The following is a 20013-nucleotide window of genomic DNA, read 5'->3' on the forward strand; positions in this document are numbered from 1 at the left end:
GACAGTCGGGACAGTTAATAGGTTGTCTTATATGACGTCTCTTTCATCTTCTTTTATTGCAGGAATTCTTAAACTTACTTTCGTCCCTTGACCTGTCTCACTAGTGATGGACACACCATAATCTGTCCCATAAAGAAGCTGAATCCGTTCGTGTACATTTTTAACTCCAATCCCGGAGAATAGCTGACGGTTGCGATTTGTATTGGGCAGATCTGTATAAGCTTCCATTCCATCGCCATCATCGGCTATTTCACATACAAGCTCCTCTGCTTCTTTCCACACAAGCACCGAAATGGTGCCTTTAGCCGTCTTATTGAAAGCATGGAAAAAGGAGTTCTCGATAAAAGGCTGCAATATCAGCTTCGGGATATGATAGTCTAAACAATCCGGAGACACCATGAACTGTACTTGAATCCTATCCCCGTACCGTTTCTGATTGATCAGCACATAATTCTTCAAGTTCTCCAGTTCCAGCTCAACCGTAACGGACTCATCTACATTGCCGATCGTATTTTGCAGAAGTGTTATGAATGCATCAATCGTTTTTTCAGCCTCTTCTCTTTCCCCCATCATAACGAGGAACTTGATGGAAGCCATTGTATTATATAGGAAATGCGGATTAATCTGCTGCTGCAATGCAGCCAGCTCAGCATGGCGCTGTTGTTTTTGTGCCTCAATGAGTTTTTCCACATACACTTGGAGTTCGTCCATCATGCTGTTAAAAGCATGGCCAATCTGCTTTGTTTCGTATGTACCCTCATACACCAGCCGCCGCTTCAGTCCTTTCTTTGGTACTGCTTCAATGTCTTTAACAAGCTTCGATAAGGAGTTGGTCAGCCGCTTCGTAACAAGGAAAACAATAATCAGCGCAAGTACAACGACACCCGCAAGCAATAAGGCAATCTGCTTTGTATCAATCAGATTGCCTACAGCGGTCTGCTTGTCCACCATATTGACAAGATACATATCAAAATAAGGCAGATATTCTGCCAGCATAATTTGATTGGTATCCTGAAACTCCACCTCACGGTACGTTTCTTCATCTGTTTGCATATTCTTTGCCTGCTGACTAAGCTCAGGAAGCGATTCCCCAATTACATTCGTTAAACTGCTCGAGACCACTTTGCCGTTTTGATCCAGCACATAAAAATCATTCCCCGGCTTCACGTAGTCAGTGTAAAAGGAACGCAGCTGCCCCTCTTTAATCGGGAAGTAAACCGCGCCATATGATTGATCTGTTTCCCGATCAAGAAGAGCCTTCGCCGCAATAACATAATTATCGGATGCTTCGCGTGAATCCTGAAAATAAAGCAGCTTGTTCGGCTCCTTCGTGATTGTTTCCGTAATGTCATGATTACGAATATCTGTTGGTTCAGCTGGCCAATACGTAAAGTTCGTCCTGTATGAAATTGCATCTTGATCAGCGATTGCAATCTCCACATTTTGATCACCTAACTGCTCTCTCAGATGATCAATTTGGCTCATTACAAGATAAAGACTCATGATACGCTCATTATCTGGCTCTTCCTCAGATAAATAAGCCTCGATTGTGCTGCTCTGACCGATATCGGTAGCAGCCATCACAATGCTGTAGTTCAACTCCTCGAAATCATACTGTATCTGATCGATGATCTGCGAATTAGTGATGCTGAACTTCTCAACAAAAAATTGCTCAGCCATCCGGATCGTCGTAAGTGTTACTGTTAAAGCAACGAAAATAATAAGTGCGATAGTAATAAGAAACATCTTTATAAACAGACCATTGGGCTGAAGCTGGTTCTTGATCAGGTTCATTCAGCTCCCCCCTCCTCAATTCATTATCCGTTTTCGCCGGTATTGCGAAGGAGAATAACTCGTTTGTTTTTTGAAAACACGACAAAAATAACTATGATCGGAGAAACCGACTTGCTCACTGATTTTGGAAATAGGGATATCGCTTTGCCGGAGCAACGTGATAGCCGCTTCAATTCGGACACGGTTAAGGTACTCGCTGAAACCCTCCTTGCTATGCGTGGAAAAATAATTGGATAAATAGGAAGGACTGAAGTGGAAATGGTTCGCAATATCAGATAATGATAACGATTCATGATAATGCGCTTTTATATAATCCGTCAGTTTCCGCATATGTCCCTGCTCTTCTTCCGTTTCCACAATCTTCATGACTTCCTTTAGGAAGTCATGCACTATCTGGTTAGCTGCGAATACATCTGCCGCTAGACTGACTTGCTGGAAATACGTATACTTCTTTTTCTCCAGCATCTCCGTCTGATAATCCATATTGCCAAGTAGCACAATTAAATTGAACATAATATTATTGAGAAATGCTTTGTATTCAACGACATCCTGTTGATAATCCAGTATCAACCGTTCGATATGCCCCTCCAAGTAGGAAAAAGCCTCCTGAAAATTATCTCGCTTGCATTCTTCAATAAAACGATCCAGCTGAAATACCTGCCTCTCACCGGGCGGAAGCGGCAGGATGTCTTCCGACAGATAAGACTTCTCTGGAAAGAAGAACCGATAATTCTGCACTTGTTCTAATTCCTTTTGCTTCCCTTTCAGTTCTGGAAGATTTTCAAAAGCTTCTGTGCTGCAAACATAGCTTGATTGACGTAAGTCTGAAAACAGCTCTTCCCTAAGCGTTTGGCTGCTGTTCCACAAGTATATGTGCAGATCGGAAGTTGTTACAATCTGTGTAAGAATGCCATTCTCTTTTGCTACATAATCATGAAACGGCTTCTCTGTTTGATTAGCTGTCAGATAATGGCTTACTACTTGAAAATACTTATGTGGGAAAGAATCCATCTCTTCTTCCTCGATAGAGACATCTGTTCCTTCATAAAGATCTCGTAACTTATCCTTTATAGTCTCCTCATGCTGCCCTTCTCTGCTAAGGTGAAACCCTTCCAGTTGTCCTGCCGCTTGGCGCAGCGCTTTCAGCAGCACTTCTGCATTCAGTTTTGGCTTGAGAATATAATCGATAACTCCGTTCTGAAAAGCACTTCTGACATAATCAAATTCACTGAAGCTGCTCAGCACAATCAATCCAATGTGCGGATATTTTTCATTTACGATTCTCGTCAAGGCTTCTCCATCCATGATCGGCATGACGACATCTGTGATAACAATATGCGGGACCAGCTTTTCAATCAGCTCCAGAGCTTCTTTTCCGTTTGAAGCTTCCCCCACTATTGTAAACCCTTCCTTTTCCCAATCCAGATAGTGTTTGATTCCTTGCCGGATAAGAATTTCATCATCGACAATCAACGTCCTGCACAATCCCTTTGTATCCAAAATGCATGACACCCCTTTATCAAGCTTCTGCTTGATTCTAATTGGAAAGCGCTTTCTTTTATAGTGTTCCGGATCCTGACATTTGTCAAGATGAGTTGGTTGAACCTTCCCAAAATAAAACGTTTTGTTAGTAAATTATGATAAGATAAAGAAAACCTGATTTTTCCAGAAGGAGAGATGAATGTTGACACTGAGGGAGCGACGAAGAAAAAGAAAAAGAGAAGCTGATCCGAATCATAAATGGGATATCCTCGATATCCTGCTTTACGTACCAGAGCTGCTGTTTTTGCCTTTTCGCTTACTTCTGTGGATCGGCCGCGGCATTTTCCGTTTATTCCAATTAGGACCTTAAAAGTAGAAAGTTTCTGAGGAATATTACCCTGCTCCTGATAATCGTTTTAACAATTGGCAGTACCATTTATTTTGTTACCCGCGCATTGCTTCGGCATTTTGGCACTACATGATTACTTTCCCCATGTGTTTCATTTCCCAAAAGACGGGAACACAATTTCCAAAAGCACACGAGGAAGGAATGACATAACTTGAAGAAAGTAAAACTTGGAACAAGCGATCTGAAAGTAACACAAATTGCTTTAGGTACATGGGCCATGGGTGGCTATATGTGGCAGCGAAAACCCAATGAGGACAGTGCCAAACGCACTGTGCATGCCGCAATTGACCAAGGAATCAACTTTATCGATACTGCCCCTGATTATGGTCTTGGGAAGTCGGAGGAATTCATAGGCAAGGCGTTGCAGGAGTCAAGCATTCCGCGCGATCAGCTAATACTGGCAGGAAAACCTGGCGTGAATTGGACCGATGACATACAGCTGTTTCGGGATATGCGTCCTGAAAGCGTGGAAAAAGAACTTGATTTGACTTTGAAGCGCCTGGGAACTGATTACCTGGATCTTTATCAAGTTCACTGGCCAGATCATGAAATTCCAATGGAAGAGCTTGCTGGCATTATGCATGACTTATATAAAAAAGGTAAAATCCGTGCTATTGGGGTCAGTAATTTCACGCCGCAGGAAATGGAAGCCTTCCAGCGGGAAGCACCACTTCATGTCACACAGAATCAGTTCAACATGCTGCAGCGCGGACTATGGGAATGGTTTGATTACGCCAAACGGCATAATATCGGCGGCTTAGCATGGGGGCCAATGGCACATGGCTTGTTAGCAGGAGCATTGACGAAATCGGCTGCATTTTCTGAAGATGACTTCCGCTCTTCTCACCCCCTATTTGAAAGTGGCAGGTTCGAAGCAATACTTGATGCTGTCGAGCAATTGAAGAATTTTGCAGCTAACCGCGATAAGACAATTGCACAGCTGGCGATGCGCTGGGTATTGGAACAGGACGGAGTGGACGTAGCGATTTGGGGTGCTTATTCGCCAGAACAGGTGAGTGAAGTGTCAGGAGTCACCGACTTATCTCTCACAAAGGAGAATCTGTTAGCAATCGACCAAATCCTGAAGCTTCATATCGACGACTGGAGCAGCAACTACCTCGATGCCTATGCACCACCAGAACGATCAACAGTCAATGCATAAAAACAAGCACCAGCCAAGACGGCTGGTGCTTATTTCATCCTCAGGAAGAAGTCCACTGTCCTCCATTGATATGGATCGTCTGTCCTGTCATATAAGAGCTCTCATCTGAAGCCAGCATCACATACGGCCAAGCATGCTCAGAAGGCTGGCCCGGACGTCCCATCAAATTGCTTTGTCCGAAGTTTTCAATATGATCTGCAGGGATGGAAGCTGGGATAAGCGGTGTCCAAACTGGACCAGGCGCAACAGAGTTTGCCCGGATTCCTTTGCTTGCCAAGCTCTGCGCAATACTGCGGATCCACGCTGTAATAGCACCTTTCGTTGCCGAGTAATCCATGAAGATGGGATTGCCTTGGAAAGCATTGATGGAGGAAGTCGCGATGATGGAATCGCCTTCCTTCATATGTTTGACACTTGCCTTCGTCAAGTAAAACAACGGATAGAAATTCGTACGGAACACTTCTTCAAATTGTGCACTAGAGATATCCAGCACATCGTCCACGACATATTGGATAGCAGCATTGCTCACCAATATATTAAGTTTGCCGAATTCCGCAACTGTCTTCTCCACCAAACTTACACAATGTGCTTCATCCTTGATATCACCAGGCAGCAGCAAGCATTTTCTACCCTCTGCCTCAACCAAGCGCTTCGTCTCTTCTGCATCCTCTTGTTCGTCAAGATAAGAAATAGCAACATCCGCGCCCTCTTTCGCATATAAAATCGCTACCGCACGACCAATACCGGAATCACCGCCAGTGATCAGCGCCGCTTTATCCTGCAGCCGACCTGCACCTTTGTAGTTGTGCGGCTGATACGGCAGCGGCTCCATCTGTGCTTCAATACCAGGCTGCCGATCCTGTTCCTGTTTTGGTGTACCGTCTGTTTGCATCTCTTTTGGTTCCATGATCAAGTCTCCTTTACTGTGTTATGTCATGGATACTTGTTCCACTTTTTCATGATGGTCAAACAGAATCTTGAAATCACCGGAATGTAATGGCACCTGTTACTATCGCTATGAGAATAATGAATAAAGAAGTCAAAACAGCCCATTTAACTGCATATCGCTGAAATGCACCAAGATCAATTTTCAACATACTGACAAGCAATATCGTAGAAGCTACAAGCGGGCTCATAAGATGTACCGGCTGCCCTAATATGGAAGCCCTGGCGATTTCGACAGGGTCAACACCGTAAGCGGATGCAGCTTCAGCGAATATAGGTACCATACCGAAGTAATAAGCATCATTTGAAAGAACAAAGGTCAATGGAAGACTTGTGATAGCAACTACTACCGGGAAGAGTTCACCCATGGATGGCGGAACAAATGCGACAATCGAACCTGCAATTGCATTGACCATTTCTGTTCCAGACAGTATGCCGGCGAAAACACCTGCAGCAAAGACAAGCAAAACAACTGTGATTGCATTGCTTGCATGTTCTGCAATACGCTCTTTTTGTATTTGGATATTAGGGTAATTGATAGATAGAGCCAACACAAAACCTATGAGGAAGAGTACTGCCGGATGCATAATTCCCATTACCAGCAATACCAAGATAGCTATAACAAGGAATAAATTAATCCAGCGAAGCTTTGGCCGCTTCAGTAAGTCTCCTTCCAGCGCTGCAGCCATATAAGGTTCTGACTCATAGCTACCGGATTTTATTTCTGTCACTCCTATACGTTTCCGTTCCTTAAGACCGAGCATAAAAGCAGTAAAGACGACGAAAACGATACCGCCAAGCATTGTTGGCAAGAGCGGGACAAAGAATTCAGAAGGGTCAAGCCCTAGAACCGCGATTGCTCTAGTTGCAGGACCTCCCCAAGGAGTCATGCCGCTGATGATACTCAAGGCCAGCATCGCAACTGTTGCCATAACAAGCGGATTCATACCAATTCGTTTATACAAAGGAAGCATGGCGGAAACCGTGATCATGTAAGTGGTGGTTCCGTCACCGTCAAGTGCAATCAGCATTGCCAGTACAGCTGATCCAATCGCAATTTTTACAGGATCACCCTTTACTAGCACGAGTATTTTCTTAATGAGAGGATCGAATAGACCGGCATCGATGAGGATTCCAAAAAACAAGATAGCGAATAATAACAGAGCTGCCGAACTTGCAACAGTTTGCAGTCCATCCAAAATCATATCTCCAAGACTTCCTCCAAATCCTCCAATTAAAGCAAAGAAAATCGGTGTCAACGTCAAAGCAACAATGGGAGAAAGCTTCTTAGACATAATCAGAACAGTGAATACAATCATCATAGAAAAACCTAATATCGTCAGCATGGTTATTCCCCTCTCTTTGAATACGCTTTCATTCGCTTGCACAAGAAGCATTTGAACTAGCATATTACATAGCAGGAGATAAGTTAAATATAAGTATTTTTGCAGAACTCATAAGTATTTTTTATATTGTTACGTGCTGTTCTTGTTTCAAAAAACCGATGAATGCTTTTACCACTTGCAGATCAAGTGATTTCGGATCATACATCAACCATGTTTCACGAAGCAAAGGCTCTTCCTTTTCATTCGTCAGACCAATACGGTAAAGCTGATCAGATTCACGCAGGCATATTTCAGGCACGATCGAATAACCCAAGCCATGTTTGACCATCTCTTTGCACGTTTCCTGCCGATCCACCTCCATTGCGGTGAGCGGTGCGTGCTGCAGGTGCTCATGTATCCACCCATCTATGATTGTTTTCAATGAGGTGTCTGTATTGTATTTAATAAATGGAAGTAAGGGCAGCTGACCTATGCTGATCTGCTGTTTTGAAATGATATACAATTGTTCCCTCGTCAGTATCTCCTTCACTCCTTGCCAGCGGTGATTTCCCCGCAAAATGCCTAAGTGAACATCTCCCTCATCCAGTAACTTCATGACCCTCGTACTCCAGCCAGTCTGTACATTGTATTGGACATTCGGATAAATGGAAGAGAACTTTGTCAGCAAGCCCGGCAGTTTATATTGAGCGAAATTACTGGACACCGCTAAACGCAGCGTGCCTTGCACATCCTTCCCTAGGTTAGCTATCGCATCCTTGGTTTCCTTTAGCTTTCGAAGCATCTCGCCAGCATAATTTGTGAGGTACTCCCCTTCTACTGTCAGGGTTATACCCCTGTTCCGCTTTGTAAACAGCTTTACGTTAAAACTCTCCTCAATCTTTTGAATGCGGTATGTCAAAGAAGGCTGAGATGTGAATAATCTTTCAGCAGCTTTTGTGACACTCTTTTCTTCGCCTAATAGCTTTAATAATATCCAATCCTTTTCATCCATTGCTCACCCTCCTAGGTAATAACTCACAGTTATAAAATTATTTTTAATTAAGTCAAAAATAATTGTATTTTATTTTATCAATGCTCGGGACTATGCTGTCAGTATAAACTACTTCATCCTAAAAAGGACGTGAGCAGATGGAAAAAATCCGTATCGTCTACATGCGCGGGGGCACAAGTAAAGGTGTTTTTCTTCATGAAACAGATATGCCTGCAGAAAAGGAAGACTGGGCGCCTTTCCTTCTTGATTTGATGGGAAGTCCTGATAAACGGCAAATCGATGGGTTGGGAGGCGCCAATTCCTTAACGAGCAAAGCTGCCATTATACGAAAAGCTGAGGCTGATAAAGACTTTGATGTCTACTATACTTTTGCACAAGTGAGTATTACAGATGAAACAGTAGATATGAAAGGAAACTGCGGCAATATTTCTTCTGCCGTCGGTCCATTTGCAATTCAGGAAGGGCTTGTCCCTATCACCGAACCGATAACGTCTGTAAGGATTTGGAATACAAACACCCAAAAATTGATCATTGCCGAAGTAGCTGTTAAGGATGGTGATGTTCAAACCACAGGTTCGACAGCCATACCTGGAGTACCTGGTTATGGGTCGGAGATTGCTTTGACATTCTGCCATGCAGAAGGATCCGTGACTGGCGAGTTGTTACCTACCGGAAATGTTACCGATGTACTTGAGACGAGCTTTGGCAGCGTTCGCTGTTCTATTGTTGATGCTGCCAATCCTTTAGTTTTTGTAGAAGCTGCTGACCTCCGCCTACAAGAGACCATTCTGCCAGCTGCATTCACAGAAGCAGACCTGCAGCGATGCGAGGAATTGCGTGCTGCTGCAGCTGAACTCTGCGGATTTTCCACTAGAGAAAATGCGACTAAGGTTTCTCCGGCAGTTCCAAAACTCACATTGATCGGAGAAGCACAAGCATTTACTGATATGAACGAGAATATGTACTCGACTGAGGATATGGATATCCATGTGCGTATGCTATCGATGCAAAGACCACATGAAGCACTTGCAATAACTGGCGCTATCTGTACCACTGCAGCATGTGCTATTCCTGGAACATTGCCACATAAGCTTGCTCGAAAAACAACAGGAAACTTACGTATTGCCCATCCTTCCGGTATTACTGAAACAGCATATAGCAGCTTGTCAGAAATAAAAGTAATACGTACAGCAAGAAGAATCCTTGAAGGCACTGCATATGTAAAGAAGACCTATAATTCAAGCGAAGTATTCGCTGCAAAGAATTAAAAAGCTGTCGATAGTGACAGCTTTTTAATTTATCTTGATCAAATTTAAAATTTAGTAAAGTTAGCTTCTTTGAATGCGACTAATAATGTTGTTCAATTCCAGATGTGCTCTATACTCAGACTTCTCTTACCAAGGTGAGCTTGTCAGCAGCTAGTGTAATATTCTCTTTTAAGTAGGAAGGCGCATTTTTATGTACCAGTATATCCTCTGTCGTCATCCACATTACTTCTCCTACTTCTTCCGCGCTCTTTACATAAGGTTCACCAGCTATATCCTGACAAAGAAAAACGATATCGATAACATGCGTACCCTTATCCGTCACAAATGAAGAGCTGTTTACATAAGTCAAGTCCTCAACTTCAATACCTACCTCTTCAAAAATCTCCCGCTTCAGTGTCCTTTCCAAAATATTAGAAGATACGCCTTCCAAATCACACTTACCACCAACCATGGACAAGCATCCTGCTGCATGCTCTTCCTTTTCACTTCTTGTGATCATAAGCCACTTACCGTTACGGTATATGGCACCTTCTACATTGACTATAAACATTGAGAATCCCCTTTACCATTAGTAAAAATATAAATCATAGATATCACTTGAATTATCCAGCAGATAAATCATGAAAAATATCCAGTTCTTTGCACCCTCTGAACTTCCTCAATGATACAATTATAGTATGTTATTCCAATAATTAGAGCAAGGAGGAACAGAAGTATGAAAGCAGCAGTTATATTTGATATGGACGGTACCCTTTTTCAAACTGATAAAATACTGGAATTAGCTCTTGATGAGACATTCTCCCACTTGCGTTCATTAAACTTATGGACTGCTGATACCCCTATTGATACATATCGCGAAATTATGGGAGTTCCGCTGCCTACAGTATGGGAAATCCTGCTCCCTGAACACTCAAACGAAATCAGACAGCAAGCGGATGCATATTTCTTAGAAAAGCTAGTAGTTAATATAAAGAGCGGAAATGGTGCTTTGTATCCGAACGTACAAGAAATTTTTTGTTACTTGCGTGAAAATAACTTCAAAATCTATATTGCCAGCAATGGACTCACAGAATATCTTCAAACCATTGTCACTTATTACAATCTGGACAAGTGGGTGACGGAAACATTCAGTATTGAACAAATACATACACTTAATAAAGGAGATTTAGTCAAAACAATAATTGATAAATATAAAATTAAGAGAGGTGCAGTTGTTGGTGACCGCATATCGGATATTAATGCAGCGAAAGATAATGGACTAGTTTCGATTGGATGTAATTTTGATTTTGCGAATGAGGCAGAATTAGCTCAAGCTGATTATGTTATAAATGATTTGAGTGAACTCCAGCATGTAATAGCCAAATCCGGCCTAAATTCTAAACAAATTTACAATTAGGAGGTTCCTATGAATACTGATTTTTATTGCGAGGAAGTATTGAACGGAAAAACTCCAGTGAAGAAAGTAATAGAAACCGAAAACGTATTGGCCTATCATCATACAAAACCTTTTTATCCAGTACATATTGTTGCAATACCAAAGAAACACATTCCTTCTTTGATAAGCTTAGAAGATAAGGATAATAGTTTACTTCTTGAACTGCTTGCCGTAATTAAAGAAGTCGCGGCTATGGTTAATAAAGAACATGGAGCATGTAAAGTCATTACAAATATAGGAGACTATCAAGATTCTAAGCATTTGCATTGGCACATTGTAACTGGTAAACCTTTATAAAAGCTATTTTCAAGGAGATGCTTCATGGAAATATATAAGTTCACAAAAGAATCAGGTAAACATATTAGACAATTTAATTCCAATTTTACGATGACACGAATTGGGATGTTGGAAAAGTCTGTTCATATCGGATATATGTATTTAGAGAAAAACGGTAACGTCGGAAATCACCAAGCTGTTACTCCTCAGCTTTTACTCATTATCAGTGGAGAAGGTTTTGTGAAGGGAAAAGAAAATACGTTCAATGAAGTAAGTACAGGAGATGCAGTATTTTGGGACAAAGGAGAATGGCATGAGACGAAAAGCGCTGATGGGATGACCGCACTTGTCATTGAAAGTGAAGGTCTTTCTTCTTCCCTGCTATCTCAATTAACCTAGGAACCCATGTGGGTTCCTATTTAAATACATAAGGAAAACTTTAAATACGCCGACCATCTACAGTATTTTACTTCTATTTACTCCTTGTGAATATCCTGCCCATTCAATAATTGCCATTTCTAATAAATCAGCGCCTATACCAATCTGCTCCATTTTTGTGTATTCACCAGGATGATGGCTTAAACCATTTTTAGAAGGTACAAATAGTAACCCAGTTGGACAAAGCATTGCCATATTCATTGCATCATGTCCTGCCCCACTTGCAATATGCGTATACGTATATCCTTTTTGCTCACAACTTTGAGATAGGGATTCTATTACTTCTCTATCAAGATTGATAGGATGCTCATCACTCAACTTACTGTACTCAATACTAACATTTCGCTTTTGCTCTACTTGTTTTACCACAGCAAATAGTCTTTCAGTTACTCTATTCTTTGAATCAATAGAAGTTCCCCTTATGTCGATTTTCATTGTAGCCAGATCTGGTATCACATTCATTGATCCTGGTTTAACTTCACATGCACCGACTGTTGCCACCGTTCCGTTACCAGCTTCCATTTTTGCTGCCTGCTCCAGCTGCAAGGCTATCTCCGCTGCACTCAAGAAGGCATCCCTTCGATAATCCATTGGTGTCGTTCCTGAGTGAGATGCTTGCCCTTTAATTTTTACTTCAAAACGTGTAGGAGCAGCAATGCCTGTAACTATACCAATCTGTTTTAATTGTCTTTCTAAAACAGGTCCTTGTTCGATATGCATTTCTAGAAATACTTTAAACTCCTCTTTCTGACGGATACTTTTTTCTATCTCATTAAAGTTAAGGGAACATTCTGAAAATACATCGTTAATCAAATTCCCTTTGCTATCACTAATCTCAGATAAAGATTCCTTTTCTAATATTCCTGCCATTGCCTTGCTGCCTATTGTGGAAACACCAAATCTTGAGGATTCTTCACAGGCAAAAGCAATGATCTCAATCGGGTGTTCTGTCGTAACACCTTTTTCATTTAAGCTGCGAATAACCTCGAGGGCTGCTACAACGCCTAATACACCATCGTAATTCCCACCATGGATCACTGTATCTAGATGGGAACCGCATGCTACGACAGGAAGATCAGGGTTACTGCCTTCCCTGCGTGCTATCACATTTCCACAAGTATCAATCCGAACGTCCATTCCTTCTTTTCTGCAAAGGCTGCTAAAATGTTCAGCTGCTTGTCGCTCTTCTTTAGAATATGCTAAGCGCGTTACTCCCTCTTTCGAACGACCAAACTGATTCATTTCATGTAATGTCTTCTCTAAACGTCTTAAATCCATATCTTACCTCCAGCATCTAATTTTGAATAGTTTTATCTGGTTTATTTTTGCATTTCTCCTTGATTTTGTGCTCAAACACCTACTAAATTCAACATTAAACTAGTAAGAAAATGATATATGTCCAATTCCAACGATAAGGCAGCATGATTAACCCATGCTATATTTTCTTACTAAATCCAATCCCCTTTCATCAAATGGAAACAAACCTTTACTTATATTTTTCTGTAATAAATCCAATGACAAAAAAGCATATTCAATTAATTCAGCAGGATAACCATACTTTACACTATTCACCTCAAATTCATCTTCATCTACAACCATCCAGTCTTCATTTCTTCTTTTCACTACATCTAAATCCAAATCAACAAAACTAAGCTGATTGCCATTAAGCACGGAAGGCATTGCAATATTGCAGTAATATGAGAGTATTTTACCTTCTTCAATCTCCATGGCAACTGTGTAGCCTTCTTTTAAGAAGAAGTACTCCAACGAAGTAACATCTATTGTAAAGCTTGTATTTCTCGTATGGTGTTTCAACTCTCTGCCGCTTTCACAAAGAACGATCACATACTCTGGCGTTTTTCTCAATAAACGACCTTTCCATTCATAGTGCGGAATGTCGGGATATTTCATTGATTTCATGTGTATCACTTTATTCAAGGGTACCCTCTCCCAGTCTATGATATGAATTCCTATTGATGATATTACCTTCTTTAAGATTTTACCTGCTCAATCAGGCAACCTCTCATTTTGGAATAACAATAGACTTACAATTATCGTAATATTTGATAAAATCAGTCTATCATAGTTTTAATTGAAATAGGAAAAGGTCATTGACTTATAAAAATTCATCAAAAAAAGAAAAAAAAAGAATCTTTTCAGCAAAGTATTCTTTTGACCGAGCATTCTCAGTTATTGACGAAGAAGGTAACTTGCTGGCAATTGTGAGTCAAGAAGATGAAAGTGAAATTCTAGTGGTTGCACTGTATATGTTGCCTAGAGGAAGTCTTAGACACTTTTACTCTCTCCTGTTCGATTATATCTGTGTCTAAGCGTACTTCATGATCGACTTCATAGAACTTGTTAGATTGTTAAATTGGTCTAACACAGTATTTAAGATTATTCTGTATAAAGAATGATAAATATATTTTCGCTTAAACAATGATATCAAGATTGGAGGCAACAATCATGGAAGACTTCCACACTTTCCTTCAACAGTATCTATCAAGTTGGAAAGCTGCTAATTTAGATTTTATGAAAATTGTAATAGATGAATCATTCAAGGGAATTGAAATTAGAGATGGTATTGCTTCCACACACGGAAAGGAAGCATCGGTGACAGGTTGGAGCCAAGCCTTTACCTATTTTAAAGACAAGGATATGGAGTGGATCTTATCTCCAACCACTATCCTGCCACTCAATGAAAATGAAATGATGGCAATTATACGAGCAACGATGACACTGGAAGGAAAATTAATCGATACATCTAATTTGTTCTTCCAAACATTCTCAAGTAAATCTGGAGAATGGAAGCTGATTCGTACTTATGAAGAAACAGGTGTTTTGAATTCGTAGTATTTATTTAGCAACTAATAAATCTAGTTTAAAGAAATCGGCGTAATTCTGTAGATGATAATCAGCTATACTGCTTTGCCCTTGATACATGCAAGTTAGAATACCCAGCTCTTTTGCTGGCGTCAAGTCTAAGTCCCTATCTCCAATCGCTAAATCGATACCATGTTTTTTATGTAAGTAACTATAAGCAGCAGAATCAGGTTTACGAGGAAACCATCGTCAATTGTAACTATATCGGCAAAGTACTTCTCCCAATTATAATGTTGCAAGATAGACAAGACGCCATCCCTGTGCTTATGAGTCACAATGACGTTTTTATTCGCAAACTTCAGTATATCTTCCACATGATCAAATGGCAGTAAATCATTTGGTAATAAATTTTTAATTAAACCTTTTACTTCTGCTTCTTTGTCTTTAGAGACCTTATAGTAGTTAATTGCATGAGAATACGAAATTTTTAACTTCTTATAGATATCCTCCTTATCATCTACATCATCCAGAACAGAAGAAAGCGCACTGGTATAGGGCCGGATACGTATCAAATAATGTCCCATTGAAATCCCAAAGTATGTTCATATTGTCACCCTTTCAAATACTCCAATAAGTATTCAATTATATAAATTATATTACCATATCTCGGTAATCCAAAGATGTTTAATAAAAGTCAAAGGAGATTTGTATTGAGATCCATCAAAAATATCGGCCATTTCTGTAAAAATGATTGCAATGGCTTTATCATTAATGACGCGAGTTTAGATAAAATAGATACCCTATTCTACAAACTAATTGAAATGGTAATAGATACTTATCGGCAAAAGTTAGGTTCAAACTTACATAGTATTTATATAAGAGGATCCATTCCGCGTGGTCTAGGTATTCCAGGCGTGTCAGACCTTGATACAGTCTGTGTAACCAACAAAGAATTAAAAGACATAGACCTCGATTGGGCTGATAAAGCAGAACGAGAATTAAACAATGCTTTTAATTGTGTTAATGGTGTAGAAATGAGCTTTTTCCACCTTAATGATATATGTAATACGAAATTATTTTCTATCTACCCTTTATGATTAAAACACACAGTATTTGTGTCTATGGCGAAGATTTGAGAGACAATCTGCCATATTTCAGAGCAGATACTACTTTAGCAAATGAGCATTTGATCAATATAAAGAGTCATATTGACCAAGCTAAAGAGGATCTTAAAGATAATGAGGATAAAGAAGATATTTTAGACTGTTGTACGTGGATAATGAAGATTATTATTCGGGCTGGACTAGCATTAATAATGGAAGAGGAAAAGCAATATACCCGAGATTTATATCCAGCATATGAAGCATTCTCAAGATATTATCCTGAGAAAAAAGAAAAAATGCTGCAAGCTCTCGAATATGCAATAAATCCAACTAATCAAACGAAGGACATATCCTTTTATCTAAATGATATGGGAAAATGGATGATAGAAGCGTCAGAAGAGTGGTTATCACTTCACAATCCCAACAAAGACCGTAACATGCTTATTCAATAAATTATTTAACGGTAAATTTATTAAACATAGATCTATATACATGCTGGTAACTACTATGTATGTAATATAACAATCGTAATCAAATATAAAAAAGTGCCCCCTATTTATAGGGGCACATTTAAAAAGTTAGAATCCAGCTTCATACTGTTTCGGTACAACATTCTCTTTTCTCAACAGCTTGGCAGCTTCCAATGTCCAATAAGGATTTCTTAGCATGCCTCTTCCAACTTGTACAAGATCTGCATCTTCATTTCCGATAACAGCGTTAGCCAAAATTGGATCATCAAGTCTGCCTACAGCCATGACTGGGACTTGGAGTGCTTCTTTGATTTGACGTGCTAGTGGCACTTGGTAAGCAGCATGTGTGCCTGGTCTGCCCCAAGCTGCAATTTGTCCTTCACCACCGGAAGAAACGTCAAACACATCTGCACCTGCATCTTTGTATGCCTTAGAAAATTCGATACTTTCCTTTATACCATAGCCGCCTTCTACATATTCTCTTGCGGAAATTCGCATAATCAATGGCATATCAGCTGGCATTTCTGCTTTAGCTGCTTCGATGACTTCACGACCGAATTTCGTCAGATCCTGACCATATTGATCATCACGCTTATTCGTTAATGGAGAATGGAATTGGTGAATAAGGTAACCGTGTGCACCATGAATTTCGATTGCATCGAATCCTGCCTGTACCGCACGTCTTACAGCTAAGCGGAATTTCTCGACCATACCTTTTACCTCTTCTGTTGTAAGGGCTCTAGGTGTTTTGGAATTCTCATCAAATGGTATAGCAGATGGTGCCACTGGTTCAGGCGCATCTTCTGCTTTGCGTCCCGCATGAGCAATCTGGATACCGATTTTAGCTCCATGGCTATGTACAGCCTCTACAATTTTTGCAAGTGCCGGAACTTGCTCATCAGACCATAAACCTAAATCATAATCCGTGATTCTTCCATCCGGCTCTACATCTGTCATCTCAACGATGATGAATCCTGCACCACCAACCGCTCTGCTGACATAATGAAGATAATGCCAGTCATTCGCTATACCATCTTTCTTTTCTACGGAATACTGGCACATCGGCGGCATAACTACTCTGTTTTTCAGCTCTAGATTCTTTATTTTGTAAGTACTGAATAAATTTTGCACGTTTAAGACTCCTTAGCAAATAAAATATATGCATAACGCATGCATTTAATTTATCGGTTTTAGTATCGCTCTGTCAAACGAAAGGCATAAACAAAAAAGCACCTTTTCAGGTACTTTAATGGTTTACGTCTATAATTTCTGCAATAATTGCTTTAATATGTGTGCAGAGTCCACTTGAGCATAATTTATGCTTATAACCTCATGAAACGTTTGGAGACCACGCTGCAGTTTATTCTCCCCTAATTCCGTCATCTGCGTATAAGTTCCTCTGCGATCATCCGTGCAAATATGTTTTTGCAATGCACCGCAGCTGTCAGCTTCCATATTCGCGACCAGCCTGGACAGAGCACTTTGACTCAATCCTATCAATTCCTGCAGTTGCTGCAGACGGAGCTTTTTCTCTGGAGCTTTGGACAGATAGTACAACACATAAAACTCTTTAATCGATAAATTGTATTCTTTTTGCAGAACTGTTTCCAGTTCCTTTTTTATTTTCAAATGTAAATTATCCAGAGCCAACCACTCATCCATGAATTCATGGTTTGTATTCATAAGATATTCCACCTATTCTAATCTCGAATGCTATACATGTTACTATACTGGAATTGACAGGGCAGCTCAAATTTATTTTATAAGAAAACAGACCATGTAAATCTACATGGTCTGTTCAGTAAATATCATTTAATTAACTTGACTTGATATTTTTTCGTTCAGATTCTTTTTTATTTTGTTCACTTAGTCTTTCAGAGAGCTTGTGTCCTTCAATATCCACATTAGGAATTAGCTTATCCAGCCATTTAGGCAGGTACCATGTAGCATGTCCCATCAGCTTCATTACTGCCGGGATAAGTGCCAGGCGGACGATGAAGGCATCGAACAACACACCGAATGTCAGAGCCAGCCCCATTGACTTGATCATCGTATCTCCCGCAAAGATGAATCCTGCAAATACAAAGATCATGATCAAACCTGCAGCTGTTACGACAGGACCACTATACTTAAGACCTGCTAAAATGGATCTGACCGGATCCTTGGTGATTGTATATTCTTCGTGCATGCGACTAACAAGGAATACTTGATAGTCCATTGCTAAACCAAACAAAATACCGATAACCAAAATTGGCAGAAATGCCAGGATTGGTCCTTCTTGCGGAATACCAAGCAAGCTGTTGAAGTATCCATCTTGTAAAATGAAAACGGAAAAACCCAATGTTGCAGTCATGGTAAGCAAGAATCCAGCCACTGCGGTTAGCGGTACTAACAAGGATCGGAATACAATCATTAGTAAAATAAACGCAAAACCTACAATGATGACACCAAAGACAGGTATTGCATCGTTCAACTTTTCAGCAATATCAATGTTTATGGCCGTCAGACCAGTTACTCGGAAATCGATATTCTCTCCGCCGCCATTTAGCGAGAGCTGTCTGATATCATGCACAAGGTCGGCTGTGCCGCTATCATTTGGTCCTGTTTCCGGTATCACGTTAACGATTGCATACTTCCCGTCTTCGTTAGGCATGGCTGGTGTTACTTGTCTTACATTATCCAATTTTCCAATCTCTTCTGCTGCTTTTTGGAATTGCGTTGTCTGATCACCGCTTGTTCCGGAAGCATCAACCAAAACAGCTAAAGGTCCGTTAAAACCTTCACCGAATCCATCCGCCAGCACGTCATAAGCCTGACGCGCCTGATCGTCTTCTGCTTTCATTCCATCATCAGGTAACCCCAACCTCATATCTGTTGCGGGGATGCTGATTACTACTAAAATCACGATGCTGAGAATCGCAACTATCAGAGGCTGCTTTGTAACGAATCGTCCCCAGGCGTTCGAGTCAGTTTGTCCTTTTTGAATTTTAGCTGATTTACTTAACAGACGATTCTTCTTCTCTATTTTTCTGCCTACGAAAGCCAATACAGCAGGACCAGCAGTAATGGACACTAGTACTGCGAAAAGGACACTTATTGCAGCTGTAATCCCCATTGCTGCAAGGAACGGAATACCTACTACAGTCAATCCGCATAAGGCAACAATGACTGTCAGACCTGCGAATATTACTGCTCCCCCTGCCGTTCCGTTAGCCCTTGCGATGGATTCGTTAACCTCGATACCTTCCCTTACCTGCTGCCTATGTTTAGAGAAGATGAACAGCGCATAATCTATTCCAACAGCTAAGCCGATCATGACGGAGAGAGACAAACTGAATGATGTAATGTCGAACATACTTGCACCAATCAGCGTTATGCCAATGCTGGCAACCAAACCAAGTATTGCGTTAAATATCGGTAATCCAGCGATAACAAACGAAGCAAAGGTGATGCTTAATACGATGAAGGCCATTACGATACCTATCACCTCGGAGATTCCTCCGATTTCTACTTCAGATGGTATGATGTCGCCTTTCATTGCAACTTGTATTCCTTCGTTCTCGGCAATTTCAATACTTTTTTCTGCATGTTCCAATGAAGATTCCGGAACATCGGCAGCTGCTTCTTTATATGTGATATCAGCATAAGCAACAGTTCCATCTGCATTTATCGTCTGTGCTTCGAATGGATTTGCTGCAGATGCTACTTCGTGATCTTCCATTATCTTATCAAGCACATCGCTGATTGCTTGCTGAGAAGGTTCAGATGTTAAACTCTCGTTCCCCTCTGCACCAAACACGATCCTTAGTGACCCAGCATCCGATCCACTTGGAAATTCATCCTGCAATAAAGCATTTGCTTCCTCAGATGGTGTTCCCGGTATACTCATATCTCCGGAAAAAGACGGCTTTAAAAGAAATGCAGAAATAAAGATGATGGCAATGAAGGCAATCCATCCTGCAAGAACAGTCTTTTTATGCAATGCACTCCATTTCCCTAATCTATATAACAATGTAGACATAAAAATCTCCCTTCTCATTTTAGAACCTGAATATCTTACTCCATTCATAT

General features: G+C 40.6%; 20 protein-coding genes and 1 pseudogene. 9 read left to right on the top strand and 12 right to left on the bottom strand.

The annotated features are described in order from the left end of the window. Positions 1-27: 27 nt before the first annotated feature. Together SFC25_RS13375 and SFC25_RS13380 are read right to left on the bottom strand one after the other, a co-directional pair. Positions 28-1794: a sensor histidine kinase gene (locus SFC25_RS13375; RefSeq protein ID WP_411215753.1), complete on the bottom strand. Its 1767-nt coding sequence runs from the start codon at positions 1792-1794 to the stop codon at positions 28-30. Between the two features lie 15 nt (positions 1795-1809). Further along, positions 1810-3294 (bottom strand): response regulator transcription factor, encoded by a 1485-nt coding sequence (locus SFC25_RS13380; RefSeq protein WP_411215754.1) that lies wholly within the window; start codon positions 3292-3294, stop codon positions 1810-1812. Between the two features lie 181 nt (positions 3295-3475). Here SFC25_RS13380 and SFC25_RS13385 point away from each other — a divergent pair, with 181 nt between their 5' ends. After that, positions 3476-3646 (top strand): hypothetical protein, encoded by a 171-nt coding sequence (locus SFC25_RS13385; protein WP_411215755.1) that lies wholly within the window; start codon positions 3476-3478, stop codon positions 3644-3646. A 190-nt stretch (positions 3647-3836) separates the two neighbouring features. Further along, a complete protein-coding gene (locus SFC25_RS13390; protein ID WP_411215756.1) occupies positions 3837-4847 on the top strand; it encodes an aldo/keto reductase in 1011 nt (336 codons plus the stop codon). Between the two features lie 40 nt (positions 4848-4887). Here SFC25_RS13390 and SFC25_RS13395 read toward each other — a convergent pair whose 3' ends face one another. The 3 genes from SFC25_RS13395 to SFC25_RS13405 all read right to left on the bottom strand — a co-directional run bounded on the left by SFC25_RS13395 (position 4888) and on the right by SFC25_RS13405 (position 8129). Continuing rightward, complete coding sequence (locus SFC25_RS13395) at positions 4888-5754, bottom strand: SDR family oxidoreductase (RefSeq protein ID WP_411215757.1); 867 nt, start codon at positions 5752-5754, stop codon at positions 4888-4890. Positions 5755-5830: 76 nt separating this feature from the next. Next, the gene (locus SFC25_RS13400) at positions 5831-7138 is read right to left on the bottom strand and encodes a CitMHS family transporter (protein WP_411215758.1); all 1308 of its coding nucleotides are present in this window, start codon (positions 7136-7138) and stop codon (positions 5831-5833) included. 121 nt (positions 7139-7259) lie between these two features. Further along, entirely contained in the window at positions 7260-8129 is an 870-nt protein-coding gene (locus SFC25_RS13405; RefSeq protein ID WP_411215759.1) for a LysR family transcriptional regulator, read from the bottom strand. A gap of 137 nt (positions 8130-8266) precedes the next feature. Between SFC25_RS13405 and SFC25_RS13410 the strand changes: the two genes are divergently transcribed. Then, positions 8267-9397: a 2-methylaconitate cis-trans isomerase PrpF family protein gene (locus SFC25_RS13410; RefSeq protein WP_411215760.1), complete on the top strand. Its 1131-nt coding sequence runs from the start codon at positions 8267-8269 to the stop codon at positions 9395-9397. Between the two features lie 115 nt (positions 9398-9512). On the opposite strand, the gene SFC25_RS13415 is transcribed toward SFC25_RS13410, so the two are convergent. Then, positions 9513-9947: an NUDIX hydrolase gene (locus SFC25_RS13415; protein WP_411215761.1), complete on the bottom strand. Its 435-nt coding sequence runs from the start codon at positions 9945-9947 to the stop codon at positions 9513-9515. Positions 9948-10112: 165 nt separating this feature from the next. On the opposite strand from SFC25_RS13415, the gene SFC25_RS13420 reads away from it, so the two are divergent. From SFC25_RS13420 to SFC25_RS13430, 3 genes are read left to right on the top strand one after another with little or no spacing between them, the layout of a single operon-like run. Continuing rightward, positions 10113-10793, top strand: a complete 681-nt coding sequence (locus tag SFC25_RS13420) for an HAD family hydrolase (RefSeq protein WP_411215762.1) — start codon at positions 10113-10115, stop codon at positions 10791-10793. A 9-nt stretch (positions 10794-10802) separates the two neighbouring features. Further along, a complete protein-coding gene (locus SFC25_RS13425) occupies positions 10803-11129 on the top strand; it encodes an HIT domain-containing protein (protein WP_411215763.1) in 327 nt (108 codons plus the stop codon). Positions 11130-11153: 24 nt separating this feature from the next. Further along, entirely contained in the window at positions 11154-11507 is a 354-nt protein-coding gene (locus SFC25_RS13430; protein ID WP_411215764.1) for a cupin, read from the top strand. Between the two features lie 57 nt (positions 11508-11564). Here SFC25_RS13430 and SFC25_RS13435 read toward each other — a convergent pair whose 3' ends face one another. Further along, positions 11565-12824 carry a Zn-dependent hydrolase gene (locus SFC25_RS13435; protein ID WP_411215765.1) on the bottom strand — a complete coding sequence of 420 codons (1260 nt, stop codon included), beginning with the start codon at positions 12822-12824 and terminating at the stop codon, positions 11565-11567. 147 nt (positions 12825-12971) lie between these two features. Further along, positions 12972-13475 carry a DUF402 domain-containing protein gene (locus SFC25_RS13440; RefSeq protein ID WP_411215870.1) on the bottom strand — a complete coding sequence of 168 codons (504 nt, stop codon included), beginning with the start codon at positions 13473-13475 and terminating at the stop codon, positions 12972-12974. Positions 13476-14012: 537 nt separating this feature from the next. On the opposite strand from SFC25_RS13440, the gene SFC25_RS13445 reads away from it, so the two are divergent. Next, the gene (locus SFC25_RS13445; RefSeq protein WP_411215766.1) at positions 14013-14399 is read left to right on the top strand and encodes a hypothetical protein; all 387 of its coding nucleotides are present in this window, start codon (positions 14013-14015) and stop codon (positions 14397-14399) included. Between the two features lie 3 nt (positions 14400-14402). Here the strand turns inward: SFC25_RS13445 and SFC25_RS13450 are convergent. After that, a pseudogene (locus tag SFC25_RS13450) lies at positions 14403-14975 on the bottom strand (HAD hydrolase-like protein). A 104-nt stretch (positions 14976-15079) separates the two neighbouring features. Between SFC25_RS13450 and SFC25_RS13455 the strand changes: the two are divergent. Both SFC25_RS13455 and SFC25_RS13460 read left to right on the top strand, forming a co-directional pair. Beyond that, positions 15080-15466, top strand: a complete 387-nt coding sequence (locus SFC25_RS13455; RefSeq protein ID WP_411215767.1) for a nucleotidyltransferase domain-containing protein — start codon at positions 15080-15082, stop codon at positions 15464-15466. A 35-nt stretch (positions 15467-15501) separates the two neighbouring features. Further along, complete coding sequence (locus tag SFC25_RS13460; protein WP_411215768.1) at positions 15502-15924, top strand: hypothetical protein; 423 nt, start codon at positions 15502-15504, stop codon at positions 15922-15924. A gap of 126 nt (positions 15925-16050) precedes the next feature. On the opposite strand, the gene SFC25_RS13465 is transcribed toward SFC25_RS13460, so the two are convergent. From SFC25_RS13465 to SFC25_RS13475, 3 genes are all read right to left on the bottom strand, one after another. Continuing rightward, positions 16051-17073 (bottom strand): NADH:flavin oxidoreductase/NADH oxidase, encoded by a 1023-nt coding sequence (locus tag SFC25_RS13465; protein ID WP_411215769.1) that lies wholly within the window; start codon positions 17071-17073, stop codon positions 16051-16053. Positions 17074-17202: 129 nt separating this feature from the next. Beyond that, on the bottom strand, positions 17203-17625 hold the full coding sequence (locus tag SFC25_RS13470) for a MarR family winged helix-turn-helix transcriptional regulator (protein WP_411215770.1): 423 nt from the start codon (positions 17623-17625) through the stop codon (positions 17203-17205). Positions 17626-17758: 133 nt separating this feature from the next. Continuing rightward, positions 17759-19963 (bottom strand): MMPL family transporter, encoded by a 2205-nt coding sequence (locus tag SFC25_RS13475; protein WP_411215771.1) that lies wholly within the window; start codon positions 19961-19963, stop codon positions 17759-17761. Positions 19964-20013 lie beyond the last annotated feature (50 nt).

The organism is Terribacillus saccharophilus (genome assembly GCF_046592595.1).
GTDB classification, from domain to species: Bacteria; Bacillota; Bacilli; order Bacillales; family Amphibacillaceae; genus Terribacillus; species Terribacillus saccharophilus_C.